This window comes from Streptomyces nogalater (genome assembly GCF_039532885.1).
GTDB lineage: Bacteria > Actinomycetota > Actinomycetes > Streptomycetales > Streptomycetaceae > Streptomyces > Streptomyces nogalater.
Map to the genome: position 1 here is coordinate 1 of NZ_BAAASM010000065.1, position 21482 is coordinate 21482.

At 70.6% G+C, this 21482-nt stretch carries 21 protein-coding genes and 2 pseudogenes; 10 read left to right on the forward strand and 13 right to left on the reverse strand.

Going from position 1 to position 21482, the window contains the following annotated elements; translation table 11 throughout:
- Positions 1–205: 205 nt before the first annotated feature.
- The 3 genes from ABD350_RS32720 to ABD350_RS32730 form a co-directional block, all read right to left on the reverse strand.
- Positions 206–484 carry a non-oxidative hydroxyarylic acid decarboxylases subunit D gene (locus ABD350_RS32720; RefSeq protein WP_344352572.1) on the reverse strand — a complete coding sequence of 93 codons (279 nt, stop codon included), beginning with the start codon at positions 482–484 and terminating at the stop codon, positions 206–208.
- Positions 485–536: 52 nt separating this feature from the next.
- Positions 537–1967 carry a non-oxidative hydroxyarylic acid decarboxylases subunit C gene (locus tag ABD350_RS32725; RefSeq protein WP_344352574.1) on the reverse strand — a complete coding sequence of 477 codons (1431 nt, stop codon included), beginning with the start codon at positions 1965–1967 and terminating at the stop codon, positions 537–539.
- A 312-nt stretch (positions 1968–2279) separates the two neighbouring features.
- On the reverse strand, positions 2280–2870 hold the full coding sequence (locus ABD350_RS32730) for a non-oxidative hydroxyarylic acid decarboxylases subunit B (RefSeq protein ID WP_344352576.1): 591 nt from the start codon (positions 2868–2870) through the stop codon (positions 2280–2282).
- A gap of 97 nt (positions 2871–2967) precedes the next feature.
- Between ABD350_RS32730 and ABD350_RS32735 the strand changes: the two genes are divergently transcribed.
- The 3 genes from ABD350_RS32735 (at position 2968) to ABD350_RS32745 (ending at position 6120) form a co-directional block, all read left to right on the forward strand.
- Positions 2968–3867 (forward strand): helix-turn-helix domain-containing protein, encoded by a 900-nt coding sequence (locus tag ABD350_RS32735; protein WP_382466873.1) that lies wholly within the window; start codon positions 2968–2970, stop codon positions 3865–3867.
- A gap of 409 nt (positions 3868–4276) precedes the next feature.
- Positions 4277–5287 carry a methyltransferase gene (locus ABD350_RS32740; RefSeq protein ID WP_344352580.1) on the forward strand — a complete coding sequence of 337 codons (1011 nt, stop codon included), beginning with the start codon at positions 4277–4279 and terminating at the stop codon, positions 5285–5287.
- 134 nt (positions 5288–5421) lie between these two features.
- Complete coding sequence (locus tag ABD350_RS32745) at positions 5422–6120, forward strand: hypothetical protein (protein WP_344352582.1); 699 nt, start codon at positions 5422–5424, stop codon at positions 6118–6120.
- Positions 6121–6159: 39 nt separating this feature from the next.
- On the opposite strand, the gene ABD350_RS32750 is transcribed toward ABD350_RS32745, so the two are convergent.
- The gene (locus ABD350_RS32750) at positions 6160–6498 is read right to left on the reverse strand and encodes an SAV_915 family protein (RefSeq protein ID WP_344352584.1); all 339 of its coding nucleotides are present in this window, start codon (positions 6496–6498) and stop codon (positions 6160–6162) included.
- A 276-nt stretch (positions 6499–6774) separates the two neighbouring features.
- Between ABD350_RS32750 and ABD350_RS32755 the strand changes: the two genes are divergently transcribed.
- Positions 6775–7356, forward strand: coding sequence for a universal stress protein (locus ABD350_RS32755; protein WP_344352586.1), 582 nt, complete (start codon positions 6775–6777; stop codon positions 7354–7356).
- A 31-nt stretch (positions 7357–7387) separates the two neighbouring features.
- Here ABD350_RS32755 and ABD350_RS32760 read toward each other — a convergent pair whose 3' ends face one another.
- From ABD350_RS32760 to ABD350_RS32775, 4 genes are read right to left on the reverse strand one after another with little or no spacing between them, the layout of a single operon-like run.
- On the reverse strand, positions 7388–8404 hold the full coding sequence (locus ABD350_RS32760; protein ID WP_344352587.1) for a DMT family transporter: 1017 nt from the start codon (positions 8402–8404) through the stop codon (positions 7388–7390).
- Positions 8405–8440: 36 nt separating this feature from the next.
- On the reverse strand, positions 8441–9580 hold the full coding sequence (locus ABD350_RS32765) for a hypothetical protein (protein ID WP_344352589.1): 1140 nt from the start codon (positions 9578–9580) through the stop codon (positions 8441–8443).
- A gap of 44 nt (positions 9581–9624) precedes the next feature.
- A complete protein-coding gene (locus ABD350_RS32770) occupies positions 9625–10377 on the reverse strand; it encodes an HAD family hydrolase (protein ID WP_344352591.1) in 753 nt (250 codons plus the stop codon).
- On the reverse strand, positions 10374–11459 hold the full coding sequence (locus ABD350_RS32775; RefSeq protein WP_344352592.1) for a class I SAM-dependent methyltransferase: 1086 nt from the start codon (positions 11457–11459) through the stop codon (positions 10374–10376). Before ABD350_RS32775 ends, ABD350_RS32770 begins: the two co-directional genes overlap by 4 nt.
- Positions 11460–11896: 437 nt before the next feature.
- Between ABD350_RS32775 and ABD350_RS32780 the strand changes: the two genes are divergently transcribed.
- Positions 11897–12706, forward strand: coding sequence for a hypothetical protein (locus tag ABD350_RS32780; RefSeq protein ID WP_344352593.1), 810 nt, complete (start codon positions 11897–11899; stop codon positions 12704–12706).
- Between the two features lie 146 nt (positions 12707–12852).
- On the opposite strand, the gene ABD350_RS32785 is transcribed toward ABD350_RS32780, so the two are convergent.
- Together ABD350_RS32785 and ABD350_RS32790 are read right to left on the reverse strand one after the other, a co-directional pair.
- Positions 12853–13419: a hypothetical protein gene (locus tag ABD350_RS32785; protein ID WP_344352595.1), complete on the reverse strand. Its 567-nt coding sequence runs from the start codon at positions 13417–13419 to the stop codon at positions 12853–12855.
- A gap of 361 nt (positions 13420–13780) precedes the next feature.
- Complete coding sequence (locus ABD350_RS32790) at positions 13781–14047, reverse strand: hypothetical protein (RefSeq protein WP_344352597.1); 267 nt, start codon at positions 14045–14047, stop codon at positions 13781–13783.
- A 251-nt stretch (positions 14048–14298) separates the two neighbouring features.
- Here ABD350_RS32790 and ABD350_RS32795 point away from each other — a divergent pair.
- Positions 14299–14511, forward strand: a pseudogene (locus ABD350_RS32795) (IS630 family transposase); the annotation flags it as partial.
- An 80-nt stretch (positions 14512–14591) separates the two neighbouring features.
- A complete protein-coding gene (locus ABD350_RS32800; RefSeq protein WP_344352600.1) occupies positions 14592–14894 on the forward strand; it encodes a hypothetical protein in 303 nt (100 codons plus the stop codon).
- 915 nt (positions 14895–15809) lie between these two features.
- Here ABD350_RS32800 and ABD350_RS32805 read toward each other — a convergent pair.
- Positions 15810–16337 carry a hypothetical protein gene (locus ABD350_RS32805; RefSeq protein ID WP_344352602.1) on the reverse strand — a complete coding sequence of 176 codons (528 nt, stop codon included), beginning with the start codon at positions 16335–16337 and terminating at the stop codon, positions 15810–15812.
- Between the two features lie 409 nt (positions 16338–16746).
- Here ABD350_RS32805 and ABD350_RS32810 point away from each other — a divergent pair, with 409 nt between their 5' ends.
- The 3 genes and pseudogenes from ABD350_RS32810 to ABD350_RS32820 all read left to right on the forward strand — a co-directional run.
- The gene (locus ABD350_RS32810; RefSeq protein ID WP_344352604.1) at positions 16747–17970 is read left to right on the forward strand and encodes a sensor histidine kinase; all 1224 of its coding nucleotides are present in this window, start codon (positions 16747–16749) and stop codon (positions 17968–17970) included.
- Between the two features lie 38 nt (positions 17971–18008).
- Positions 18009–18725, forward strand: coding sequence for a response regulator (locus ABD350_RS32815; protein ID WP_344352605.1), 717 nt, complete (start codon positions 18009–18011; stop codon positions 18723–18725).
- 44 nt (positions 18726–18769) lie between these two features.
- A pseudogene (locus tag ABD350_RS32820) lies at positions 18770–18877 on the forward strand (IS5/IS1182 family transposase); the annotation flags it as partial.
- Here ABD350_RS32820 and ABD350_RS32825 read toward each other — a convergent pair.
- Positions 18826–19383, reverse strand: coding sequence for an RICIN domain-containing protein (locus ABD350_RS32825; protein ID WP_344352607.1), 558 nt, complete (start codon positions 19381–19383; stop codon positions 18826–18828). The pseudogene ABD350_RS32820 and the gene ABD350_RS32825 sit on opposite strands and share 52 nt — an antisense overlap.
- Positions 19384–19734: 351 nt before the next feature.
- Positions 19735–21279, reverse strand: coding sequence for a class I adenylate-forming enzyme family protein (locus tag ABD350_RS32830; RefSeq protein WP_344352609.1), 1545 nt, complete (start codon positions 21277–21279; stop codon positions 19735–19737).
- Between the last annotated feature and the right edge of the window lie 203 nt (positions 21280–21482).

Consider the following 21482-nt stretch of genomic DNA (forward strand, 5'->3'; position numbering starts at 1 on the left):
CTGGGCGTCAGTCAACGACACACCCAGACCAACGATCCGATGATCTGAAAGAAACGGCCTAGCCGGTAACTCGAAACGGCGGCCGGCGGGACGGGTGCGTCCGCGGAGCGACGCACGCTGCGGCATCGCGGAAGTCCGGCGGACGGTGCGGTCGCGGACGGACGGCGGACACTGGCCCGCGCCCGGTCTACCGCGGCCCGGCCGCCTACGCCTCCGACGGGCCGGACGCCTGTCCGGTCTGGTGGCGGGGGTCGTCGGTACGCAAGGGCGGGACGGTCGGTACCTCGGCGGCGTTCGCCAGGTCCTCTACGGTCAGCCGGAACGCCTGCGGGTAGGCGGCGCGCCGTGTGCGCCGGTCCGGTTCGCTGGTCCGCCACGTGTAGAGGCAGCGCGCGCACTGCACGACGTCCCAGACACCGGGGACGGGCGAGGAGTGCAGGACCCTGACGCTCTCGTGGGCACAGCGGGGGCAACAGTCGGTCATGGGGGGAGTGCCTTCCTTGGTACGGGGCCGGGTGGGCGTCTGAAGACGGGTGTCAGGCGCGGGCCTGGGACAGCAGGTGCTGGAGTTTTGCCGTCCAGTCCTTCGTCTCGGGGAGGTCCTTGGTCGGGGTCGAGAAGTTGCCGCGCGCGTCGGGATGCACGGGCGTGGTGGCGTCGATGATCATCTTGCTGGTCAGGCCCGCCGGCTGGGCGGCCGGTGCCAGCTCCACCACGGAGAGGTTGGGCAGGACCACGACATCGTCGGCCGGGTTGACCTTCGACGACATCGCCCACATGACCTGCGGCAGGTCGAAGGGGTCCACGTCCTCGTCGACGACGATGACGGTGGTGATGTAGCCGAGGCCGTGCGGGGTCGTCATGGCGCGCATGGCCACGGCCTTGGCGAATCCGCCGTACCGCTTCCTGGTGGAGATCACGGCCAGCAGCCCGTGCGTGTACATGGCGTTGACGGCCTGGACCTCGGGGAACTCGGCGCGCAGTTGCTTGAGCAGCGGGACACAGGTGTTGGGGCCCACGAGGTAGTCGCACTCGGTCCACGGCATGCCCAGGTACAGGGATTCGAAGACCGGGTTCGTGCGGTAGGAGATTCGGTCGATGCGGACGACGGGCATGCGGCGGCCGCCGGAGTAGTGCCCGGTGAACTCGCCGAAGGGGCCCTCGATCTGCCGCTTGCGGCCCTCGATGACGCCTTCGATGACGACCTCCGAGCCCCAGGGCACGTCGAAGCCGGTGAGAGGGGCGGTGGCGATCGGGGCGGGCGCGCCGCGCAGGGCGCCGGCCATCTCGTACTCGCTCTGGTCGTATCCCATGGGCATCCCGGCCACAATCGCCATCACCGGGTCGTTGCCGAGGGTGATGGCGATGGGGAGGTCCTCGCCGTTCTCCTCCGCCGTGCGCAGGTGGAGCGCGATGTCGTGCACGGGGACGGGCTGTATCGCGAGCCGGTTCTTGTCGACGACCTGCAGACGGTAGGTCCCGACGTTCTGCTTGCCGAAGTGGCCGGGGTCCGCCGGGTCGCGGGAGACGACGGCTGCCTTGTCGAGGTAGAAGCCGCCGTCGCCGTCGTTGAGACGGAACAGGGGAAGGATCGAGAACAGGTCGACGTCGTCGCCTTCCTGTGTGTTCTCCCGCCACGGGGCGTCCTCGCGCCGCTCGGGAGTGACGGGGAAGGCGTCCCAGCGCCGGGCGAACTCCTCCACCTGCTCCTTGACCGGGGTGTGCTTGGGCAGGCCGAGGGCGAGGGCGTGGTTGGCCCAGGAGCCGTGGACGTTCAGGGCGATGCGGGCGTCGGTGAAGCCCTTGACGTCGTCGAACCACAGGGCGGGTGCGCCTTCGCCGATACGGCCGGCGGCGTTGGCCGCCGCGGCCAGGTCCGGCTCGGGAAGGACTTCCTCGGTGATGCGCAGCAGCTGGCCTTCCTTCTCCAGCGTGCTGAGGAAACTGCGCAGGTCGTCATAAGCCATGGGTGCTCCGTGGAAACCGAAAAGGGGGTGGGTGGGGGGATGAAGGGCCGCCTGGGTGCAAGGGCCCCGGGACGAGGGGCAGGGAGCCGGCCGCGGTGGGCCGGGCCAGGAAGCCGACTGGAACCGGGGAGGGTCAGAGAGGCCGGCCACACCAGGCCAGGGGCAGGGAGCCCGACACAGCAGGCGGGGCCAGGGAGCCGTCGGCCGCGGCGACCGGTGGGTCAGGACGCCGTCGGCCGCGGCGACCGGGGTCGGGACGCCGTCAGCCGCAGCAGGCGGCGGTCAAGACGCCGTCAGCCGCAGCAGGCGGCGTCAGGAGGCCGGCCGTACCGTACGGGCGGCGCGCATGCCCTCCCATCTCTTGGCGGCGGGGGCGGGCAGGTCGAACTGGTCGAGGGTCCGGGCCACGATGTGGTCGACGATGTCGTCCACCGACTGCGGGTGGTTGTAGAAGGCGGGCATGGGCGGTACCAACCGCACCCCCATCCGGCAGAGCGCGAGCATGTTCTCCAGATGGATTTCGCTCAGCGGTGTCTCGCGCGGAACGAGGACGAGCCTGCGGCGCTCCTTGAGGATCACGTCGGCGGCGCGAGTGACCAGGCTGTCGGCGTATCCGGCGCGGATGGCGGCGAGGGTCTTCATCGAGCACGGCATGATCACCATGCCGTCGGTACGAAACGACCCGGAGGAGATGGCGGCGCCCTGGTCCTCCGGCCGGTGCACGACGTCGGCCAGGTCACCGACCTCGCTCACGGACAGGCCCGTCTCCAGCTCGATCGTCGTACGCGCCCACCGGCTGAGGACCAGATGCGTCTCCACGTCCGGCAGCCGGGCCAGCACCTGGAGGAACCGGACACCGAACACGGCTCCGGTGGCTCCGGTCATCCCCACGACCAGTCTCATACCGGCCTCCTTTCCGCACGTACCCGCGCTGATCTGCCCTTACGTCCTCACGCTAGGAGCCCGGTGACAGGTGCCGACGGTAGACTCGGGACTCACCATGGGGAAAAACGGACAGGATGCGCAGCGGTCGGTCATCCGGGACCTCACCCTGCGGCGTACGGCCGGTTCCCCGCCGGGACTGGAGCTGGTCGAGTTGGCGGGACTGGCCGAGCGCGCCCGCCGGCACGGCAACGATCCGTACGCGTCGCTGCGCCCGGCCTTCCACCAGCTCGTCGCCGTGCGGCCGGGCAGCCGCCTGACGGTCTCGGTGGACTTCACCCGCTACGAGCTGTCCGGCGGCGCCTGGCTGTGGATCCGCCCTGGGCAGGTACAGCGCTGGGGCACGGACCTCACACAGGCCGAGGGCTTGGTGATCGCCTTCCCCCCGGGTTTCCCTGACACCGAGACGGCCGCCGCCTCGGTCGCCGGCCTGGCGACGGCCCAAGCGCCCCTCCGACCGGACGCCCCACACGCGGAAGGCCTGCGCCGGGCACTGGAGCACCTACGATACGAGTACCAGGCCATGACGGAGCTGCCCCTGGAATCCCACCTGCAGGTCCTGCGTCATCTGCTGGCGGTCCTGCTGGTGCGCCTGGCCAGGGCGTACGGGCCCGAGCCCGGCAGGCCGGCCGCGAACGAGACGTTCCGCCGTTTCCACGCGGCCGTGGAACGCGACTTCGCGGTCACCCGCAGGGTGGAGGACTACGCGGCGGCACTGGGTTACAGTCGCCGCACGCTCACCCGGGCCACGCAAACCGCCATCGGCATGCCGGCCAAACGCTATATCGACGAACGCGTGGTACTGGAAGCCAAACGGGAACTCGCCCACGGCTCGCTGACCGTCAGCGCCCTCGCCACACGCCTCGGCTTCGCCGACGCCAGCGACTTCACCACGTTCTTCCGGCAGCGGACGGGCACCACACCGACAGCCTTCCGGGCAACAGCCCGCGGTACATAACGGCATGGCGCAATACGGCGGCTGCACTACGGCATGACCGCACGACCGCACGGCTGCGGCCGCATGACCCACGGCCCGCGGCGTCCCGGGCCGCGCCCCGACAGGGCGACAGGGCCGACAGGGCCGAGCGGGTAAGACCTGACCACGTCCGGGTGAAGACGGCCGGAAGCCCTCTGTCGGCGCCGCGCCCGAAGGGATGCACTGGTACCAGCAGCCTCACCCAACCCACCGCCCCGTCAACCCCCCACCGCCCACCGCACAACCCCCTGCCGGCGACCACCGCCCTGCGCCATCCTGGGCCACCCGCCCTCGCCCGTCCCCGCACTCGCGGTCCGGCCGCCACGGGGCTGCCGCCGCGGGGACCGGCCGCCGCGGGGACCAGGACCGGTCAAGAAGAGGTGACGCAGTAATGAACACGGCACGGCAATCCGCCGCCCGGTTGATCGACGAAAGTCTGGGCTTCCTGTTCCCCGCGGCGCTGCGCGCTGCCGCCGCCGTGAGGGTGGCCGACCACATGACGGACGGAGACGAGAGCGTCGAGCGGCTCGCCGAAGCGACCGGGACCGACGCCCGCAACCTCGGGCGAGTCCTGCGGCTGCTCGCCACGCGCGACGTGGTCGAGGAAACGACCACGGGACGTTTCCGGCTGACCGACACCGGTCAGGCGCTGCGCTCGGACGCCCCTCATTCCGCCCGTGCCGCGATCCTGATGCTCACCGACGCCACCATGTGGCGCCCCGCCGGGGAGATGCACCGCTGCCTGACCGACGGCGGATCCGCCTTCCCGGGCATCTTCGAAACGACGTTCTTCGACTACTTCGCGCGCGACGCGGAAACCGCCGCCGTCTTCCACGTCGGCATGGCCGCCATGTCGGATTACGAAAACGAACCCATCGCCCAGGCCTACGACTTTCCCCCCACGGGCACCGTCGTCGACGTCGGCGGCGGCCACGGCGGCCTGCTCCTCGAAGTGCTCCGCCGACAGCCCGGCCTGCACGGAGTCCTCCACGACCAGGCCCACGTCCTGGCCGACCACCGGCTGGGCGACCACGACGGCATCGCCGGCCGATGGTCCACGGCCGACGGCGACTTCTTCTCCGCCATCCCGCCGGGGGACGTCTACCTCATCAAGCGCATCCTCCACGACTGGAACGACGAGCAGTCCGCCGCCATCCTGCGCAACTGCCGGCAGGCCATGGCACCCGGCGGCCGCATCCTCGTCATCGACGCCGTCGTGCCGCCCGGCAACCTGCCCCACCAGTCCAAAACCCTCGACCTGATGATGATGTCCTCCCTCGTGGGACGCGAACGCACCGAAGGGGACTTCGTCCAGCTCTTCAAAGACGCAGGGCTGCGCCTACAGCGGATCGTGCCGACACCGACCGTGCTGTCCATCGTCGAGGCCGTAAGCGCTGACTAGGAGGAACGGAGAGCGGAGACGCCCCGTCGCACGAACGCCGGGGACTTGTCACCGTGCTGCCGACATCCGGCGGTGCTGTGCGTGACTGGGTAAATGACGGCGATGGTGGCTTGAAGTAGAGCATGATCTGCCGGGTGAAGAGGGACGCGGGTACGGACGTGAGCGTGGATGGCGCCGATGTGTGGCACGAGCGGCTGGGGTGGGCGTTCGGGCTGATAGCAAGCGATCCGGCGGAACGTGCTGCGGCGCTTGTCCGTCTGGCTGACGCCGAGAGGAACACCCAGGAGGCTCTGGAGCGGTACAACAGGGCATGGCGTCGCAGGTATTCGCTGGGGCGGCAGGCGGCGCACAGGAACTACCTGAAGGCCCTGAGGTGTTCGCTGCCAGGTGGGTTGTTGGACCGGCCGGCCGGTCCCGGCATCAGCACATGGCCGGGTCTTCCCTACGTGCTGTGCTTCCTGGAGTGGGAGGCGAGGTATCCGCAGGAGTGGACACGGTATGCCAAGTCATGGGGCACGAAGGAGCGCCTCATTCGGGACATGGCTGCCGCTCACCACGATGAGACGGTCAGAAGCAAGCTTGTGGAACTGGTCGAGACCGTCGTCCAGCGGCCCTACCGCTGCAAGGACCGCGAGTACGTGCGCGTGGCCCGGGCCGTGGACGGTGAGGACCTGCGCGGCAGGCTGGAAAGAGTCGCCTGTTCGGACAACCCATGGGCGCGGCGTCATGCCGGATACGTTCTCTGGCTCCTCGACCGCCCCGAGCTGCCCAACACGCGTCACGTCTGGCGGACCTGGCTGGACCGGTCACGGTGGGCGTCGCCTCCGCGGTGACGGCGGAGTCGTGAAGCGTGGTCATCGTTGCTGCCGCTCTCACGCGGTCCGCACTGCGCGGAAATCTGCGGTGACCGGTGTGGCCGGCAGGGGAACCGGTGCGGTGAACTGCGGGTCCACGGTGACGGTGGTGACGCCGAGCGGGGCGGTCAGCGCGCGCAGTGCGGGCTCGGCGAGGCGGATCCACGCCTGGCCGGGGCCGAGGGCGGCCGTCAGCCGGCGCTCGGCGGTGAAACCGACGGCGGTGCGGTCGCCGAGCGGGGTGCGGAAGAGGCGGGCCGCGTACCCGGAGGGTCCCGGCCGGACCGGAACGTACAGAGGTCCGGCCGGGGACCGATCGCAGGGTTCGGGGTCGTCGCCGTAGCGCGGGTGTGTCATGAGACCTCCCGAAGGACGGTGCGGGAAAGCGAGCCGGGGCGCCCCGGCGGCGGGGAGACGGGCCGGGGCTCGCTGTCGACGGTATGCCCCGGCTTCCCGACGCGTGGACGTGCCCTGACGGGACGCTGACGGTGATCCGCGCGATCTTGACGGCATGCTGACGCGCCTGCCCGAAGGGCATGGAGAGGGCCGTCAGGGGGCCGTCAGGAAAACGACCCGCACACTGTTCGGCGATCCGGGAAGGCGGTGTGATGGAGGCGTTCCCAGGAGGATCGGATGTCTGAGCACCAGAAGTCTTCGGCCGCTCGCGTCGTGGTGGGCGTGAGCGGCTCGCCGGGCAGTCTCACCGCCCTGGCACGCGCGGCCGAGGAGGCGCGGCGTCGCGGAGCGCAGCTCTGGCCGGTGCTGGCCTGGGAGCCGCCCGGCGGTGAGCTCGGCTCGCGCAGGGCGCCGGTCGCGGCCGACATGGTTCCGCAATGGGAGCTGCTGGCGCGGGAGCGGCTGCTCAAGGCGCTGCGTGACGTGTTCGGCAGCACCGACACCGGGGTGCCTGGTACCGCGCTCACGGTCCGGGGTGCCGCCGGACCGGCCCTGGTGCGGATCGCCGAGCGGGAGGACGACGTCATCGTGGTCGGCGCCGGACGGCGGAACCGGCTGCTGCGCGCGCTCTCACCATCGGTCGGCCGGTACTGCCTCGCTCACGCCGGCTGCCCCGTACTGGCGGTGCCGCCCTCTCCGCTACAGGACACGCTGGCCACGATGCGCCGCCGGAACATGCTCCGGCTACGCCTGGACACCGAGAGCCTGCTACGGGAATCAGAGCCCGCACCGACCGGTCGCGCTCGGCACGAACCCTGACATACAGAGCGGGCCAGCGGCGGAAAGCTGCCTAGGAGTCCTTCTTCCGTTCGCCGGAGGGTACGGTGCGGTGGCTTTGCCAGCCCGTGCCCGGAGGATCCTCCCCGGTGGAGGAGGCGACCGGGACGTCGGGTGTCCGTGGTGGGTCCGAGGCGGCGGCATCCGGTGGTTCGGCCCGGTTGACGAGCAGTACGGCGATCAGGCCCACGCCGAAGCCGGCCATGGCCAGGGGCCCCATCGGCTCGCCGAACATCAGGAACGCCCAGAACGCCGTGGTGGACGGGCAGAGGTAGATGAGGCTGTTGACCCGGGTCACCGTGTAGTGCTTGAGGTTGAGCCAGTAGAGGCCGTAGCCGCCGAAGGTCGCGAGGACCACCATCCACACCAGCGCCAGCCAGAAGTCACCGTCCCGCGGCGGCCGGGCGTGGCCGGTGGCGACGCCCAGGATCACGAACAGGACGGCGCTGGTGCAGCACTGGATGGTCAGCGAGTCCGTCAGCGCCACGGTCCTGGCCTTCCCCCGCTGCAGGAGCGTCGCGGCGGTCAGCGTGATCATGCCGACGAACGGTACGGCGTAGACCCATCCCGGCCGCCCGCTCGCCAGACTCAGCCCGTCACCGATGACCATGGCCACGCTGACGAGGCCGAGCACGAGCCCGGCCCACTGCAGGACGGACACCCGCTCCTTGAGCAGGGGGCCGACCAGGACGCCCGCGAACAGCGGCTGGAGAGATTCGATCAGGGCGGTCGTCCCCGTTGGAACGCCCAGTTCGATGGCCTTGACGGAACTGATCAGATAGATGCTCTGCGCGAGCAGGCCGACCAGCGCCTGGATCACGACATCACGGCCGGTGAGGCGGTGCCGACGGCGGCGTACGAGCAGCCACCACGGCACCACCAGCGCGGTCACCAGGAGGAACCGCCACATCAGGACGGTGAGCGTGTCTGCGGTGTCGGTGGCCAGCCGCGCCCCGATGAATCCCGAACTCCACATGACGATGAGCGCGACCGCGGGCAGCGGCCCGCTGGTCCAGGAGAGGGAACGCATCGAGGGCGGCTCCTTGCCGTGGGGAGGGATCGGCGGTCAGTGCGGGGCGACGAGCGGCGCGGCCCGTTCCGCCTCGGCGATCACGCGGGTGAGGTCGATGCCGGTGCGGGCGCAGTAGCCGAGGGGATCGCTCTGGGCCTTGCGGAGTTTGGCGAAGCCGGAGAGGGCTTCGACGATGCCGTCTTCGGCGGCCAGGTGCCAGAACGGGTTGCTGTCGTGCCGCTCCATGGGGGCGAAGAAGGAGAGGATGATGCTCAGCCGCGCGCCGGACGACACCGGCTGCACCGCGTGCCAGAGCGAGCTGCCCAGGGTGTAGACGGTGTCCCCGGCCCGCTCCAACGGCGGCTCGAAGACCTTCGGATGGCTGCTGCCCTGCTCGGCGACCGCCTCCCGGTCCCGGTCGAAGTCCGCCCGGGTACCGCGGTAGAGCATCAGCCTGCCGTTCGCGAACTCCGTCCGGTCGGCCAGCTGCATCACGAAGACGTAGGTCATGCCGTCGTAGTGCCAGCGGGCGGTCTGCGGCTCCTTGCGGTCGCCGACGCGCACCTCCTGGGTGTCGAAGTAGTTGGCACAGATCGCCGGCGTGGTCAGCGGGTGCGGGATGAGGGGCTGCCCCGCGATGGCGGACACCCGGCCCAGGAACGCGGGGTCGCTGACCATGGCGCGTACGAAGCGGGAGGCACCGAAGACGTTGCGCACCCGGCGGCTGACGATGTAGTCGTCGTCCGGCGCACGGTCGGCGAGGTTCTCGCAGACGCGGCGCAACCGGGCCACGCCCTCGTCGGTCAGCAGCCGGTGCGGTCCGGAGTACGCGGTCTGCTCCGGCGCGGGTGCGCTGCGGGCGGCCGGTCCGCGCCGGGCCCGTTGGTAGCCGAAGTCGGCCGCGGTCAGCCGCGTCACCGCCGGGTCGGGGTCGCGGCGGACGAGGGAGGTCTGCCAGGCCATGTCCCGGGCAGGGGGCAGCGGGCCCTTGTTCCACGCCGACCGGCGCATCGAGCGGCGTAACCGTCCCAGGCTGTCGTTGAAGGCGGTCACCTTGCCGCCGGCCGGCTTGTCGCCGGCAGACTTGTCGCCGGCCGGCTGGGTGGCCGCTCCCGCGAAGGCACCGTCAGCTTCCGTGACGCCCGTCGCCTCCGCAGAGGGGGCCGTTCGAGCGGTTCGTGCCGTGCCTGTCATGCCTGTCGCTCCTGTCGTGGGGGACGTGGGACGAGGTGCTGTACTCATCTCCGGTTTCCACCTCCGGTGGGGACGGGTCCCGAGAACCGCGGGGTTTTCTGTTTCCTGGCGTACGTCCGTGTGTCGGTGTCCTGGTCGAGCAGTTCCCAGATGCGCGTGAGGTCGTTCCGGGGCAGGAGGAGTTCGGCCGAGGCGAACGCGGAGGGGGCGTGGACCGTCGCGGGATCGGGTATGGCCACGCACCGCATTCCCGCCCGGGCCGCGGCCTCCACCCCGGGCACCGAGTCCTCGATGACGAGACAGCGCTCGGGGGCGACCCCCAGTGAACGGGCCGCGTGCAGGAAGAGATCCGGCGCGGGCTTTCCCGCGCCTGCGTCCTCGGCGGCCGCCCGGGCGTCGACGGCATGGCTCAGCCCGTGCCCTTCGAGCACCGCCGCGACGATCAGGGCGGGTGACCCCGAGGCGACGGCGGTGGGCACCCCGCCGGCGTGGGCCCGCAGCAGCAGTGCGGCGGCCACGGGAAAGAGCGGCACCTGGTCGGGCAGCCCCGCCCGGTACACCCGGACGATCTCATCCATGAGCGCGTCGACGGGAGCGCGCACACGATAGTGGCGACACAACAGAACGAGCATGTCGTGGGTGCTCAGCCCGGTGCAACGGTCATAGACGTCCCGCTCGACCCGTTGGACCCCGTATGCCGTGAAGACGGCCCGCACCGTCGCCAGGTAGTGCGCCCCGCTGTCGACGAGCGTGCCGTCGAGATCGGCGATCAGCGCGTCGGCGGCCCCACCGGTCATCGCGTGTTCCGGGCCGGTTCCCTGCCGTCGAGATGGACGAGCGCCGTCAGCGAATGCCCCACACCGAGCCCCGGGGCCATGCTGTGTTCGAGGCGGCGCAGCCCACAGGCCAGCATCGAAGCGGCTATCCCTTCGGGAAGCCGGCCGAAGTCGGTCTCCAGCAGTGCCTGCCACTGCTCCTGGAAGGCGTCGAAGAAGTTGAGGACGCGATCGGGAGCCGTCCCTGTCGGCAGATACGGGAAACGCAGGTCCATGGGCTCGACCGTGTCGTCCCCGCGCTCCAGGCGGTTGACCAGCAACCGGTAGGGCGGGATGTCGGGGTTGAACTCCCTGGTTTGCGTGTGCCGGCCGACCATGATCGAACGGTCGTGGAAGGACACCTCTTCGTAGGGCCGGCCGGCCTGCGCACAGGCCTCGTCGATGACCCTGCGCAACCCCCACGCGTCCCAGAACGTCATCGGTACCGTGGGCGCAGGCGCCTCCTCCTTCGGACCCCCCTGGAAGAAGCTCATCGTGTAGTCCCAGCGCTGCCGGTCCCACCGGTCGGCCCACTCGATCGAGTACCGGCCCAGCACGTCCACGACCACCACGGAGCGGGTGCGGTTGCGCCGCACCGCGGTGAAGATCCTGCTCAGGACGTCCGTCAGCTCACGGGGTGTCAGGTGCGAGTACGGCACCCCGCTGGAGAAGTAGAGGTCGTAGGGCTCATCGGGGATGTACTCCCGCATGTCGGCCTGGACGAAGCTCACTTCGGGGCGCCGGCGATGGAGCACCCGGGCGGTGTCCAGCAGCGACTCGTCCAGGTCGAGGCCGCAGTAGCGATACCGGCCCTCCACGCTGTGCCAGGACTGGTTCTCCTCCATCGCGAGCAGGAAGTTGACCCCCTCCCCCGCGCCGCTGCCCACGTCGAGGATCCTGATCGTCTCCAGCGGCCCCACGTAGCGTAACGCCTTGGACAGTAACCCCCGGGTGACGGGTTCCTCCCACAGACGCTTGACGGGGTCCCGCCGCTTCGACGAGGTGTAGTGGCCGACTGCTCCGCTGTACGGAGCCAGGGTGGCGTTCGGCGTACGACTGCTCATCCCGCGGTGTCCTTTCGGTCGGATCACCGCTGGGTGCCCTCGTGGTATCGGCGCACACAGCGCCGCCCGCCGTTTGCGCGGAACCGGCCATGCCGGGTACAGACCCGAACGAGGCGGGTCCGGGGGCCCCGCAGGGGGCCACCAGCGAGTCTGGCCGGGCGCGCTGCCCGCCCCCGGGCACGGAAACATGACCGGATACCGGCACCCCGAGAGTGGCCATGCCGTGTACTCCGGGTTACCCCCGTGGGCCGATCCACGCCTCGTACGGGCCGATCCGCCCTGTCGACACCATCCAAGCCGTTGGCCGCGCCCTGTGCCGACATCCCGGCGCCGGCGGAGAAGGGACCACTGCCGCGTCCACTGGGCCGGGCGTCGGTCCGATCCCGATTAGGCTGTGCCGACTTCGGGGTGGGCCTGTCGAGGGGGGAGACACGGAAATGCCGAACACGGCTGCCGAGTTGGTTCTGCGAGGAAAGAGACGTACGGCGCTCCGCCTGGAGGGTGAGGTGGTGGTGCTGCGCAGACCCGCCGAGGAGCTCCGGATACCGGTGGAAGCGATGGCGGAGGTACGGGCAGAGGGACGGTCCGTCGAGATCGAACTGCTGGGTGGGGCCGCGCCGGTGGTCTACCGCGTCGAGGGAGTCTCCGCGGCGGGCGCTGCCGCGTTCGCGCAGGCGGTCGATCAGCTGCTGCCGCCGTCCGACGGTGAGGCCGGTCCCGTGGACGGTCTGGCGCTGGTGGATGTGCGTCCGCTGTCCAGTCGGAACATGGGGTGGCTCTCCGGGCAGAGACCTGTCGCCGTGGCGGGCGCCCTGCTCTATGCCGGGCTGGCGGCAGTCGTGGGCGTGGCCGGGAGCTGGGGGCGGATGGCCGCACTGCTCGGCGGGTCGTTCGCCCTGTACGCCGGCGGTTTCCTCATCTACTCCGGGGTCCGGACGCAAGTGGAGCAGTGGCGGCTGAAACGGCGTGGCATCACCGTCATGGCCCAGTTCTCGCACTACACCAACAAGCGGCTGGTGTACACGTACACGACGGCCACCGGCCAGAGCTACACGTACCGGACAACCGGCACCGGCACGGACCCGATCGAGGTCACCTACGACCCCGCGCGGCCCGGCGACGCACGACAAGTCGACGGCCTCGTGGGCATGCTCGTCATCGCCCTCTTCCTGGCGATAGCGGGCTTCGTGGCAGCGCTGGGCACTGTCCTCATCGGACACGCGATCGCCGCGCTGTGGAGCGGCTGAGCAGCGGGCGGTAGCGCTCTGGGCCGATCATGCGCGTGGTCACCTCGCGGAACCAGGCCGACCGACATGCCGGGGCTGGGCATGGACGACGACCTCACGCCGAAGCCGGCCGCCAGGACATCCGTGACCCAGCGCGTGGTGGGGGTCTACGACACGGCGGAGCTCCAGGCGAGCATCTGCCTGTGCGCGGCGAAGGCCCCGGAGCGCTGCGTCGGCGGATCACCCTGCTGTACGCCACGAGCGTCCATCCGTGGCCGGGTGCACCAGCGCGGTGCCGGGACCGGCCGGGCGGGCGGCGGCCCTGCGGTGGGGTGCGGTGTCCCCGGGGCAGCTGGTCCACTCCTCCGCGTCACCGTCGACACCGTGCCGCAGTGTGAACGGACGGCCGTCGCCCGCTCCCGCCCGCACCCAGCGGGTACGGCCCGCATGGCGCTCGGCGTCCACCATGTGCCCGCCGGGGCGAGCAGCCCGGCGACGAGGAGGTCCGGCCAGTCGTCGGGCACCGCGGGGAACACCTCCACGGCGTCGCCGCCGGCACCGACGAGGAGTTCCACAAGCGCCTGTCCCACCGGGAAGGGGGCGGCTGCGCGCGGTGAGACGGCGTACCGGTAAAGGGAGTTCAGTGCCAGGACGTCCCTCCCGTCGCCGCTCGCGGTGGTCAGGTGGCGCAGCAGTTCCAGGGCGAGGGGCGCATCGCGCAGGGCTGCCGCCATGGCCGCCGGCCGTGGCGTACGAACCGGCGGACGGGGGTCCCACTCACGGAGCCTGCGCGTGGCCGTGACGAGGGTCGTGACCGCCCAGCGCAGGAGCGACAGAATCGTGGGCGCAGTCGCTGACGTCGGCCTGGCCGGGCGAGTGCGTGACGGGCAGGTGCACCCGTCCGTCGACGCCCTCCATGAGGAAGCCCGCTACGTCTGGGCCCGTTGGAACGGCTGCGGGGTCCGCTCGGGCAGCGACACGGGACGGGCAGACCGGTCCCGTCCCTCCTCTCCCGCAGCTGCCACGAAGTGTCAGGTAACTCAGCGCGTCGTCGGGACCTTGGCCTCCGTGCGGGGTTCAGGAACCCCCCTCCCCCTACACGGTCGGACTGGCGTCCCGCCCCGGCTCGATCTCGGCCGGAGTTCCCTCGGCCTCCAACTCGGCGATCCTGCGGTCCATCTTCTTGTCCTCGGCGTACTTGCGGTACTTGTTCAGCCCGTACGCCACCCCCGAGGCCGCAGCGAAGCAGGCCATGTACGTGACCGCCGACTTCTGCCCCTGCGCCCGGTAGAACGCCCTCAGTGCGTCGGGACCACCGCGTTCTCCTGCTTCCTGAGTAAGCCTCGTCCAGGCGTTGCCCATGCGTCCATTCCCCTCTCCGAGATAGCCATTGGCTTCGCGCCGTTTCGGTGCCGCGGCGTCAGCCTTCGGCTGGATGTTACTGGCCTCCGGTGCCCACGAATCCCGAAGTCCGAGAAGTTCCCATGCCACTGAGCTTGATTGGGTGATGTCGGTGCCGTTCGCCTGACAGTCGGCCGTTGGCACCGGGACCTGGGGCGTGAGGCATGCACAGGGCCGTGGGCTGACCGAGGCGGGGGGAGGGCCGCATGGGAGCGGTCGCCGAGTGGCTCACCGTGTTCCAGCTGCCGGCCCACGCTCCAGACCTGCCTCCGCAGGAGGGCATTCGGTCGCTGGCCAAGCGTGACATCGGCAACCTCGCAGCGGCCGGTCTCGACCAGATCACCCGCGCCGTGAAACACCGGCTCAAGCAGATCCAGTACCGCCCTGATGCGGTCGATGGCTGTCTCGCCGACACCGGCCCCTGAGCTTGGACCCAGCCCGTTGACGGACGCAGTGATATCAATGCCCGACCGCTGACGGCGGCAGGTATGGCAGCATCGCCATCATGTCTTTGCTGACCTGGGACTACGACGGTGATCTGTACTGCGCTCTCACCACCGAGACAGGTGCGAGCGAGAGCCGGACCACTCATTTCGAGCTCAGCGAGGCCCGCATGGTTCCAGGCGGAGCCCCTTCCATGCCTGCTTCACCGGCCCCAGGGCCGACAGCCGTGACAGTGGTTGTCTATGCGCCCGAGAAGGAGAAACCGGCAGAGGTTTTCTTCGACAAGACGCAAACGCTGCCGTTCGCCGTCTTGCAGCACTTCGTGGCGATCGTCGCCTCACGGTTGGCAAGCGCGGGATCGTAGAGCAGCCGCCCCGGCGGCACGGCGGGACTTTGAGCCGGCCGCGCGAGGGTGGGTGCTGCTGCCGGGGGGCGAGAACCGCCTGGCCCGGCTGGTGGGCGCGGTGCGCGGCGGACGTGTCGCAGATCCCGCCGTGGCGGCTGGTGGAACCGTCACGGTACGGCGTGGACGGCATCGTGAACGGGCGCCGGCGGGCCGTGCTGCGACGAGAGGGGGGACGAACCGGAACGCCTGGCCGCGACCTACGTGACGTCCCAAGGGAACGGAACGCGTTCGGCGGGCCCAGGGCTACGACGCCGAGGTGGTGCGGGTCTCGGCCCATGACCGAGCCGAGACCCGCGCTGACCCGGGACCCGGGACCTTACAGCTGCACGATCCGGCCGGAGTTCGCCTTGTAGTTGGAGCCTACGCTCGCGCAGTAAGCGTACGACCAGGAGCCGTTGCTGGCAGTTGCCCCTCGTACCTTACTGCCGTTGGTACACGTCGCTTCGGCGTAGTACGTACCGCTGGAGCACTTGCCGCCGAAGGTGCGGGCATCGTTCCAGGTCTGACAGGTGGCAGACGGTGCTGCGCTGGCTGCTCCGGCCCCTGCCACGAGACCTGACCCAGCCAGCAGCGCCGCGGCGAATCCTGAGACGAGTGCGCGCCTCATCTTCCCTCCCGTTTGCTCACGTAACGGTCAGTTCTGCAAGTGAACACACTGTGGGGTATTCGAGAGCGGGGCCAGTAAATATCCAGTCAGGCTGGATTCCAAGGGACGGCTGGCGTTCACGTGCCCCGGACGAGGACTACGACTTCCGCTGACGGCCGTATCCACCCTCGCTGCAAGCGCCGGCCGGAACACCGTGGCCTTCACCCTCATCGCCCCGACGCGCGTCTCTCTCCCCCCCCCGCCGCCTCACCAACTGACGACACGGCTTACAGCTGGTCGCCCACGCCGGCCGGCTCCGGAGGGTGCGCCCCGCCCCCGTCCTTGATGTCCTGCTCGCATGTTCGCCTGTCGTAGGACTGGTCATTGGGAATCAGAAGCACTCCGGCCACCTGTTCGGGGTGCTCGACGGCGAGCCAGTGGTCGCCCGTGTGGTCTCCGCCTGGCCCGAACGCCTCGGAGGAATAGATCCTCTGGCAGATCAACGCCACGCGTTCCTTGTCCACCGCGCAGGCGTCGACCGCGGGGCCGTCTGTCTCGTCGGCGCCGTTGAAGCGGTAGTGGAAGTGAACTTGGTCGCCGTTGGCGGGGACCTGCGGGTGGGGCTCAAGGCGCCAGTCGAGGACCTCGGCGGTGACGCCGACAGGCCGTCCTGACGTGTCGACGACCTGCACCCTGACACCGGCCTGACCGCGCTCTGCCGTCGTGTCGGTGCAGCCCCAGTGGGAGGAGCAGCCGGATAGCGAGAGGAGCGCCAGGGCCAGCGGCGCAGCGGTCGGTACTCGTGCGGGGAACACTCGGACGGCCTCCGGTCAGGGGGATCGCCGAAGCGTACCCCGGGGCGTGGAACCCTCGATGGGCAGCCGCGAACGCCCATGGCGGCGAACGTTCCCGCTCGGTCCCGGCCGTCAGGGGAGGCTCTGTCCTCCTCGCAGAGCAGCTTTCCGGTACCCGGGGGCGGGCGGGCCCGCCTCACGCGACGGCAGCAGACGCCAACAGACGCCGACAGGGGGACCGGCGCGTCATGTCATACCCACGGTGTACGTCCGATGCCTGCCGGGCGGGCGCGTCCGTCCGTCCGTCCATGAGCGGGCGTGGAGCGCCGTCTCGCACGATATGCCTTGCGCGCCGAAGTAGTCGCCCGGCTCTTCGAGGTCAACCCGGGGGTGGACGACACCCTGGGCGAGGCACCTCTACCCTGCGGGGATGCAGGATGGCAGAAGGCGGATGCCGGTCGGTCCGCTGGTGATCGACACCGCCCTGGCGTGTGTCATGGCCGTAGTGACGATCGTCTACGCACGGCAGGGCTATGCGGACCGGTACCGGTCCGAGGGCTGGCCTTCCTTCGACTGCCTCGCCGTCGCGCTGAGCCTCGCGGCGAACCTTCCGCTGGCGGTACGGCGCCCGGCCCCGGCGACGGCCTTCTGCGTCTCCTGCGGGGCGCTCGTGGCGTACACCGCGGCCGGTTTCCAGCCGTCGACGAATCTGTGGGCGCCGCTGCTGGCCTGTTACACGGTGATCGTGCGCCATCCCATGCGCCGGGCCGCATGGGTGGCGGTGGCGACGGCGGCGGCGTGGGGGGCGAGCGGCCTGGCGGCCCGTGTGTCGGTCGAGCTGGCGGTGGCACAGGCCGTGATCGCTGTCGGGGTCGTTGGTCTGTGGGCCGCCGGCAGCCGCCGCCTGGCGCAACGCAACGCCCAGCTCGCCGAGTTGACCGAGCGTCTGCGGCGCGAGCAGGAACTGCGCGCCCGGCACGCCATCGTGGAGGAACGGCTGCGTATAGCCCGCGAACTTCACGACGTCGTCGCCCACCACCTTTCCGCGCTCGCCGTGCAGGCGGGGCTGGCCGAGTTCGTGTTCGCCTCCGACCCGGCGGCCGCGCGCGAGGCGGTGGGGGCCGTCGGCAGCAGCAGCCGGCAGGTTCTGGAGGAGATGCGCGGCCTGCTCGGCGTCCTGCGTACCGGCGCGGACACCCATGACAAGGACGGGCTGTACCGGTCGGCGCCCGGCCTGAGCGGCTTGGACGAGTTGGTGGAGCGGACCCGCGCAGCCGGTCTGGAGGTGAGCTGGTCGGTCTCCGGGCATCAGCGACCGCTGCCGTCGGGGCTGGACGTGGGCGTGTACCGCATCGTTCAGGAGGCGCTGACCAACGCCGTCAAGTACGCGGGACGGGGAGCGCGCGTCACCGTCACTCTGGCGTTCGGCACCGACCGGCTGACGGGCGAGATACGCGACCGGGGCGGCTGTCGCGACCAGGGTGGCAGTGCGGTGGTGCCCGCATGGCCCTCAAGCGGGCTCGGCTTGCTCGGAATGCGTGAACGGGCGAGACTCTACGGCGGGTCGCTGCGGGCCGGGCCGAGAGCCGAGGGGGGGTTCGAGGTCGTCTTCACCATCCCGCTGGCGCCGCAGGACACCAACGGGGGCGTCTGACCATTCTCCCCCCGCACACACGGGGGGAGACGGCGGCGATGATACGGCTGCTGATCGTGGACGACCAGGTCCTCATCCGGGCGGGGCTGGCAGCCCTGGCCGCGGCCGCACCCGGTTTCGACGTCGTCGGTCAGGCGGCCACCGGAGAGGAAGCGGTCGAACTCGCCGCCGCGCTGCGGCCCGACGTGATCCTCATGGACATCCGTCTGCCCGGCATGAGCGGCATCACCGCCCTGGAATACATCCTCCACCAGGCCGCCGAGCCGAAGCCGAAAATCGTCATGCTGACCGTCTTCGACCTCGACGAGTACGTGTACGCCGCGCTGCGGGCCGGCGCCAGTGGTTTCCTCCTCAAGGACACCCCGCCCGAGCGGCTCCTGGCCGCGATCGGCCTGATCGCCGACGGCGAGATGCTCTTCGCCCCGACTGTGACGCGCCGGCTCGTCGAGACGTTCGCCCCACGGCCGGAGGCGGCAGGGGAGCAACCAGCCTCTCTGACGGAACTCACCGAACGGGAAACCGACGTCCTGCGGCTGGTCGGCCGGGGGCTGACCAACGAACAGATAGCACGCCAGCTGATCGTCACCGTCGCCACCGTCAAAACCCATCTCAACCGCGTGATGTCCAAACTCCGCCTGGGCAGCCGCGCGCAGGCCGTCGTCGTCGCCTACGAGAGCGGCCTAATCTCCCCTGGCCGGACCGGCTCGGACGGAACGGGTCACGAGGGCGGTGCGTCCGGGAGGTGGCCTTCCTGATCGGGCCTGCCGGCGCGAAGGTCACTTCCCTGCCGCCACGCGCCGCCCGGATGAAGAGTTGGACGATCCTCCGTGACTGCCGACCGAAGAGCGACGGTGTTCACCACGCCATGCGCGGCAGGGCCCGTCTGCACCACCTCTGCCTCGCCGGGTGGCCGGCTTCGCAGGGCACGAGGACCAGGGAGATCCTTACGGAACAGCACGTGGCGTGCGAAGGCTTGAACGCGACATAGCCGGTGAGTCGGGGAGCACGGGTGGTTTTGTTCCCGCGCCCGTTGCAGTCCCACTGGATCATCTTCGTGCCCTTGCCGCCACTGCCCCCTTGCCTGACCAGGCACTTGCCGCCGCGCTCAGCGCGGAGGTAGGCGGTCCCGTCGGTACCGGTGTAGAGAACCTGCCATCGCTGGTTGGCATGCCTTACGCAGTCGTACTGGCCGGCCACCGCGCCTTCGTACCGGCCGGCGCCGTTGGCCGTGAGGCACTTGCCGCCGTGCTTGGTCACGAGATACCAGGTGCCGCCGTCACGCGCGGCCCGGCCATCGCCGGCCGATGCGGCCGGCGTTCCCGCCCCCGTCGGGTGCGCCTCGGCCGGCGGCGCTGGTGACGAGGCGCCCGCTCCGGTGGTCGACCCCGCCGCCAAGGCCACGGCGGCAGCCATGACAGCCAGTCTTCCGCGTGTTTTCAACGTCGTCTCCCCGTGTGGCGGTTCCGTGCGCTGTGCGGGCCCGGAACCGGTGGTTCTCCTTCCTCGGGGTACGGCGTGCCGGTCGGAGAACGGACGGGGGCCAGGGCTGCCGGCTGATGCGCGTAACGCGCCCCTCGCCCCGTACTCTTCCGTCCGTCTGGTGGCGTGATACTGCCGTCCCCCTCGGTGCCGGTGGTCGACCGGCCTCGGAAGCCCGAAGGTAGCGGCTCTTGCGATGTCTTCACGTCAGCCGTCGGTTTGACTACCGCCCTCAACCCACCGGTGCAGGCGAGGTAAACCCTGGCTGTACGTTCCGCACGTCCCTCACGGAGCTGCCCGGTTCCGGTCAGGGGTCTCCAGCAAGGCGCGCAACGCCGCCTTGTCCGGCTTGCCGCTCGGCGCCACGGGCACCTCGGCGAGGCTGACGACACCGACCGGGGCGTCGGCCTCCCCGAGTTCCCGGGCCACCAGCGCGCGCAGCGCGTCCGCGGCCGGTACGGCTCCGGGTCGCGGGACCACGAAGGCGTGGATCGCCTCGCCGGTCCGGTCGTCCGGGACTCCGACGACGTACGCCTGGTCGACGTCGGGATGGGACGCCAGGACCCGCTCGATGGGGTCCGCGTAGTGGATGACGGCGTTGACGATGACGATGTCGCGCGTGCGCCCGGACAGCCGCAGATACCCCCGCGCGTCGAGCCGGCCGAGATCCCGGGTGCGGATCCAGCCGTCCCGCAGGACCTCCGCGGTCTCCCGGCGGTCCTCCCAGTAGCCGCAGAACGCGTCCGCCAGCCGGACCCACACCTCGCCCGTCCTGCCCGTGGGGAGGTCCCGGCCACCGGGGTCCCGCACGGTCATCTCGACGGTGTCGAGTGGGCGCCCGACGCTGTCGGCGAGGCCGGGTTCGGCTGCCAGTTCCGCGGGTTCCAGGACGGTCAGCATGCCCGTCTCCGTCTGGCCGTAGGCGTGGTGGACCACCGGTCCGAGCAGCCCGGCCGCCTCGGTGAGCCGGTGCGGGGCAAGCGGGGAGCCTGCCACGACGAGGGCGCGCAGGCTGCTCGTGTCCACGGCCCTGGCGCGGACGGCGTCGAGGATGCCGTACAGGCGCGGCACCGTCGTCATGCAGGCGGTGATGCGATGGTCGGCGAAGACCTCGGGGAACCGCAGCGGCTGCTCCGGGATGACGGCGGTGCCTCCGCCCAGCAGTGCCAGACACGTGTGTTCGAACATGACGGCGCTGCTGAGCGTGCCGAAGAGCAGGAAGCGCGCGTACCGTGCCGCGAGGCGCCGGGTGCGGTCGGTCCAGCGGGCGGGTTGCAGGGCCCAGTCCTCCGACAGGGCGCCGTAGGTCACCATCGTGCCCTTGGGCCGGCCGGTGCTGCCGCTGGTGAGGTGGATGACGCCGATGCCGTCGCGGTCGCCCCGGGCGGTGAGGTCGTCGGGGCCGGGCGTGACGGGTGCCGGGAGCCGTAACGCGCCGCCGGTTTCCAGCAGCGGGATGTCGCCCGCTGCGGCGGCCGGTTCCGGCCGGCCGGCGGCGTCGTCCGTCACCACGGCGCCGATGTCGCGGGCGAGGATGTCGCGCAGGTGCTCGCGGGTCAGCCCGGGGCGCAGCGGCACCACCTGGCAGCCGACGACATGGGCGGCGACGCGGACGGCGAACGCCTCGGGTGTGACGCCGGTGTCGAGGACGATGCGGGTTCCGGCGGTCAGGCCCGCACCGCGCAGGCCTCGCACGAACCCGGCGATCAGCCCGAGCACCTGCCCCCGGGTGACTTCGCGTCCCCCGTACTCGAAAGCGGGCCGGCCGGGAGCGTCGCGGAACGCGTCGACGAGGGCTTGCGGAAAGACTTCCCCGGGCTTTTCGTCCACTTCGTCTCCACTCTGGGCCAGTATTCGACGTAAAGACAGTTCGAATGACCGGAAAACGACCGTGGCGGGCACGCTCGGCGCTCCGGCCCGCCCTTCACTCCTTCACGTTAACCGAGGGGGTAAATCCGCCACCCCGAGCAGCATGTGACCTACCTCACATACCGCCGGGGTGGCTCCATGCTTTAACGGTCAAGTACCGTCTT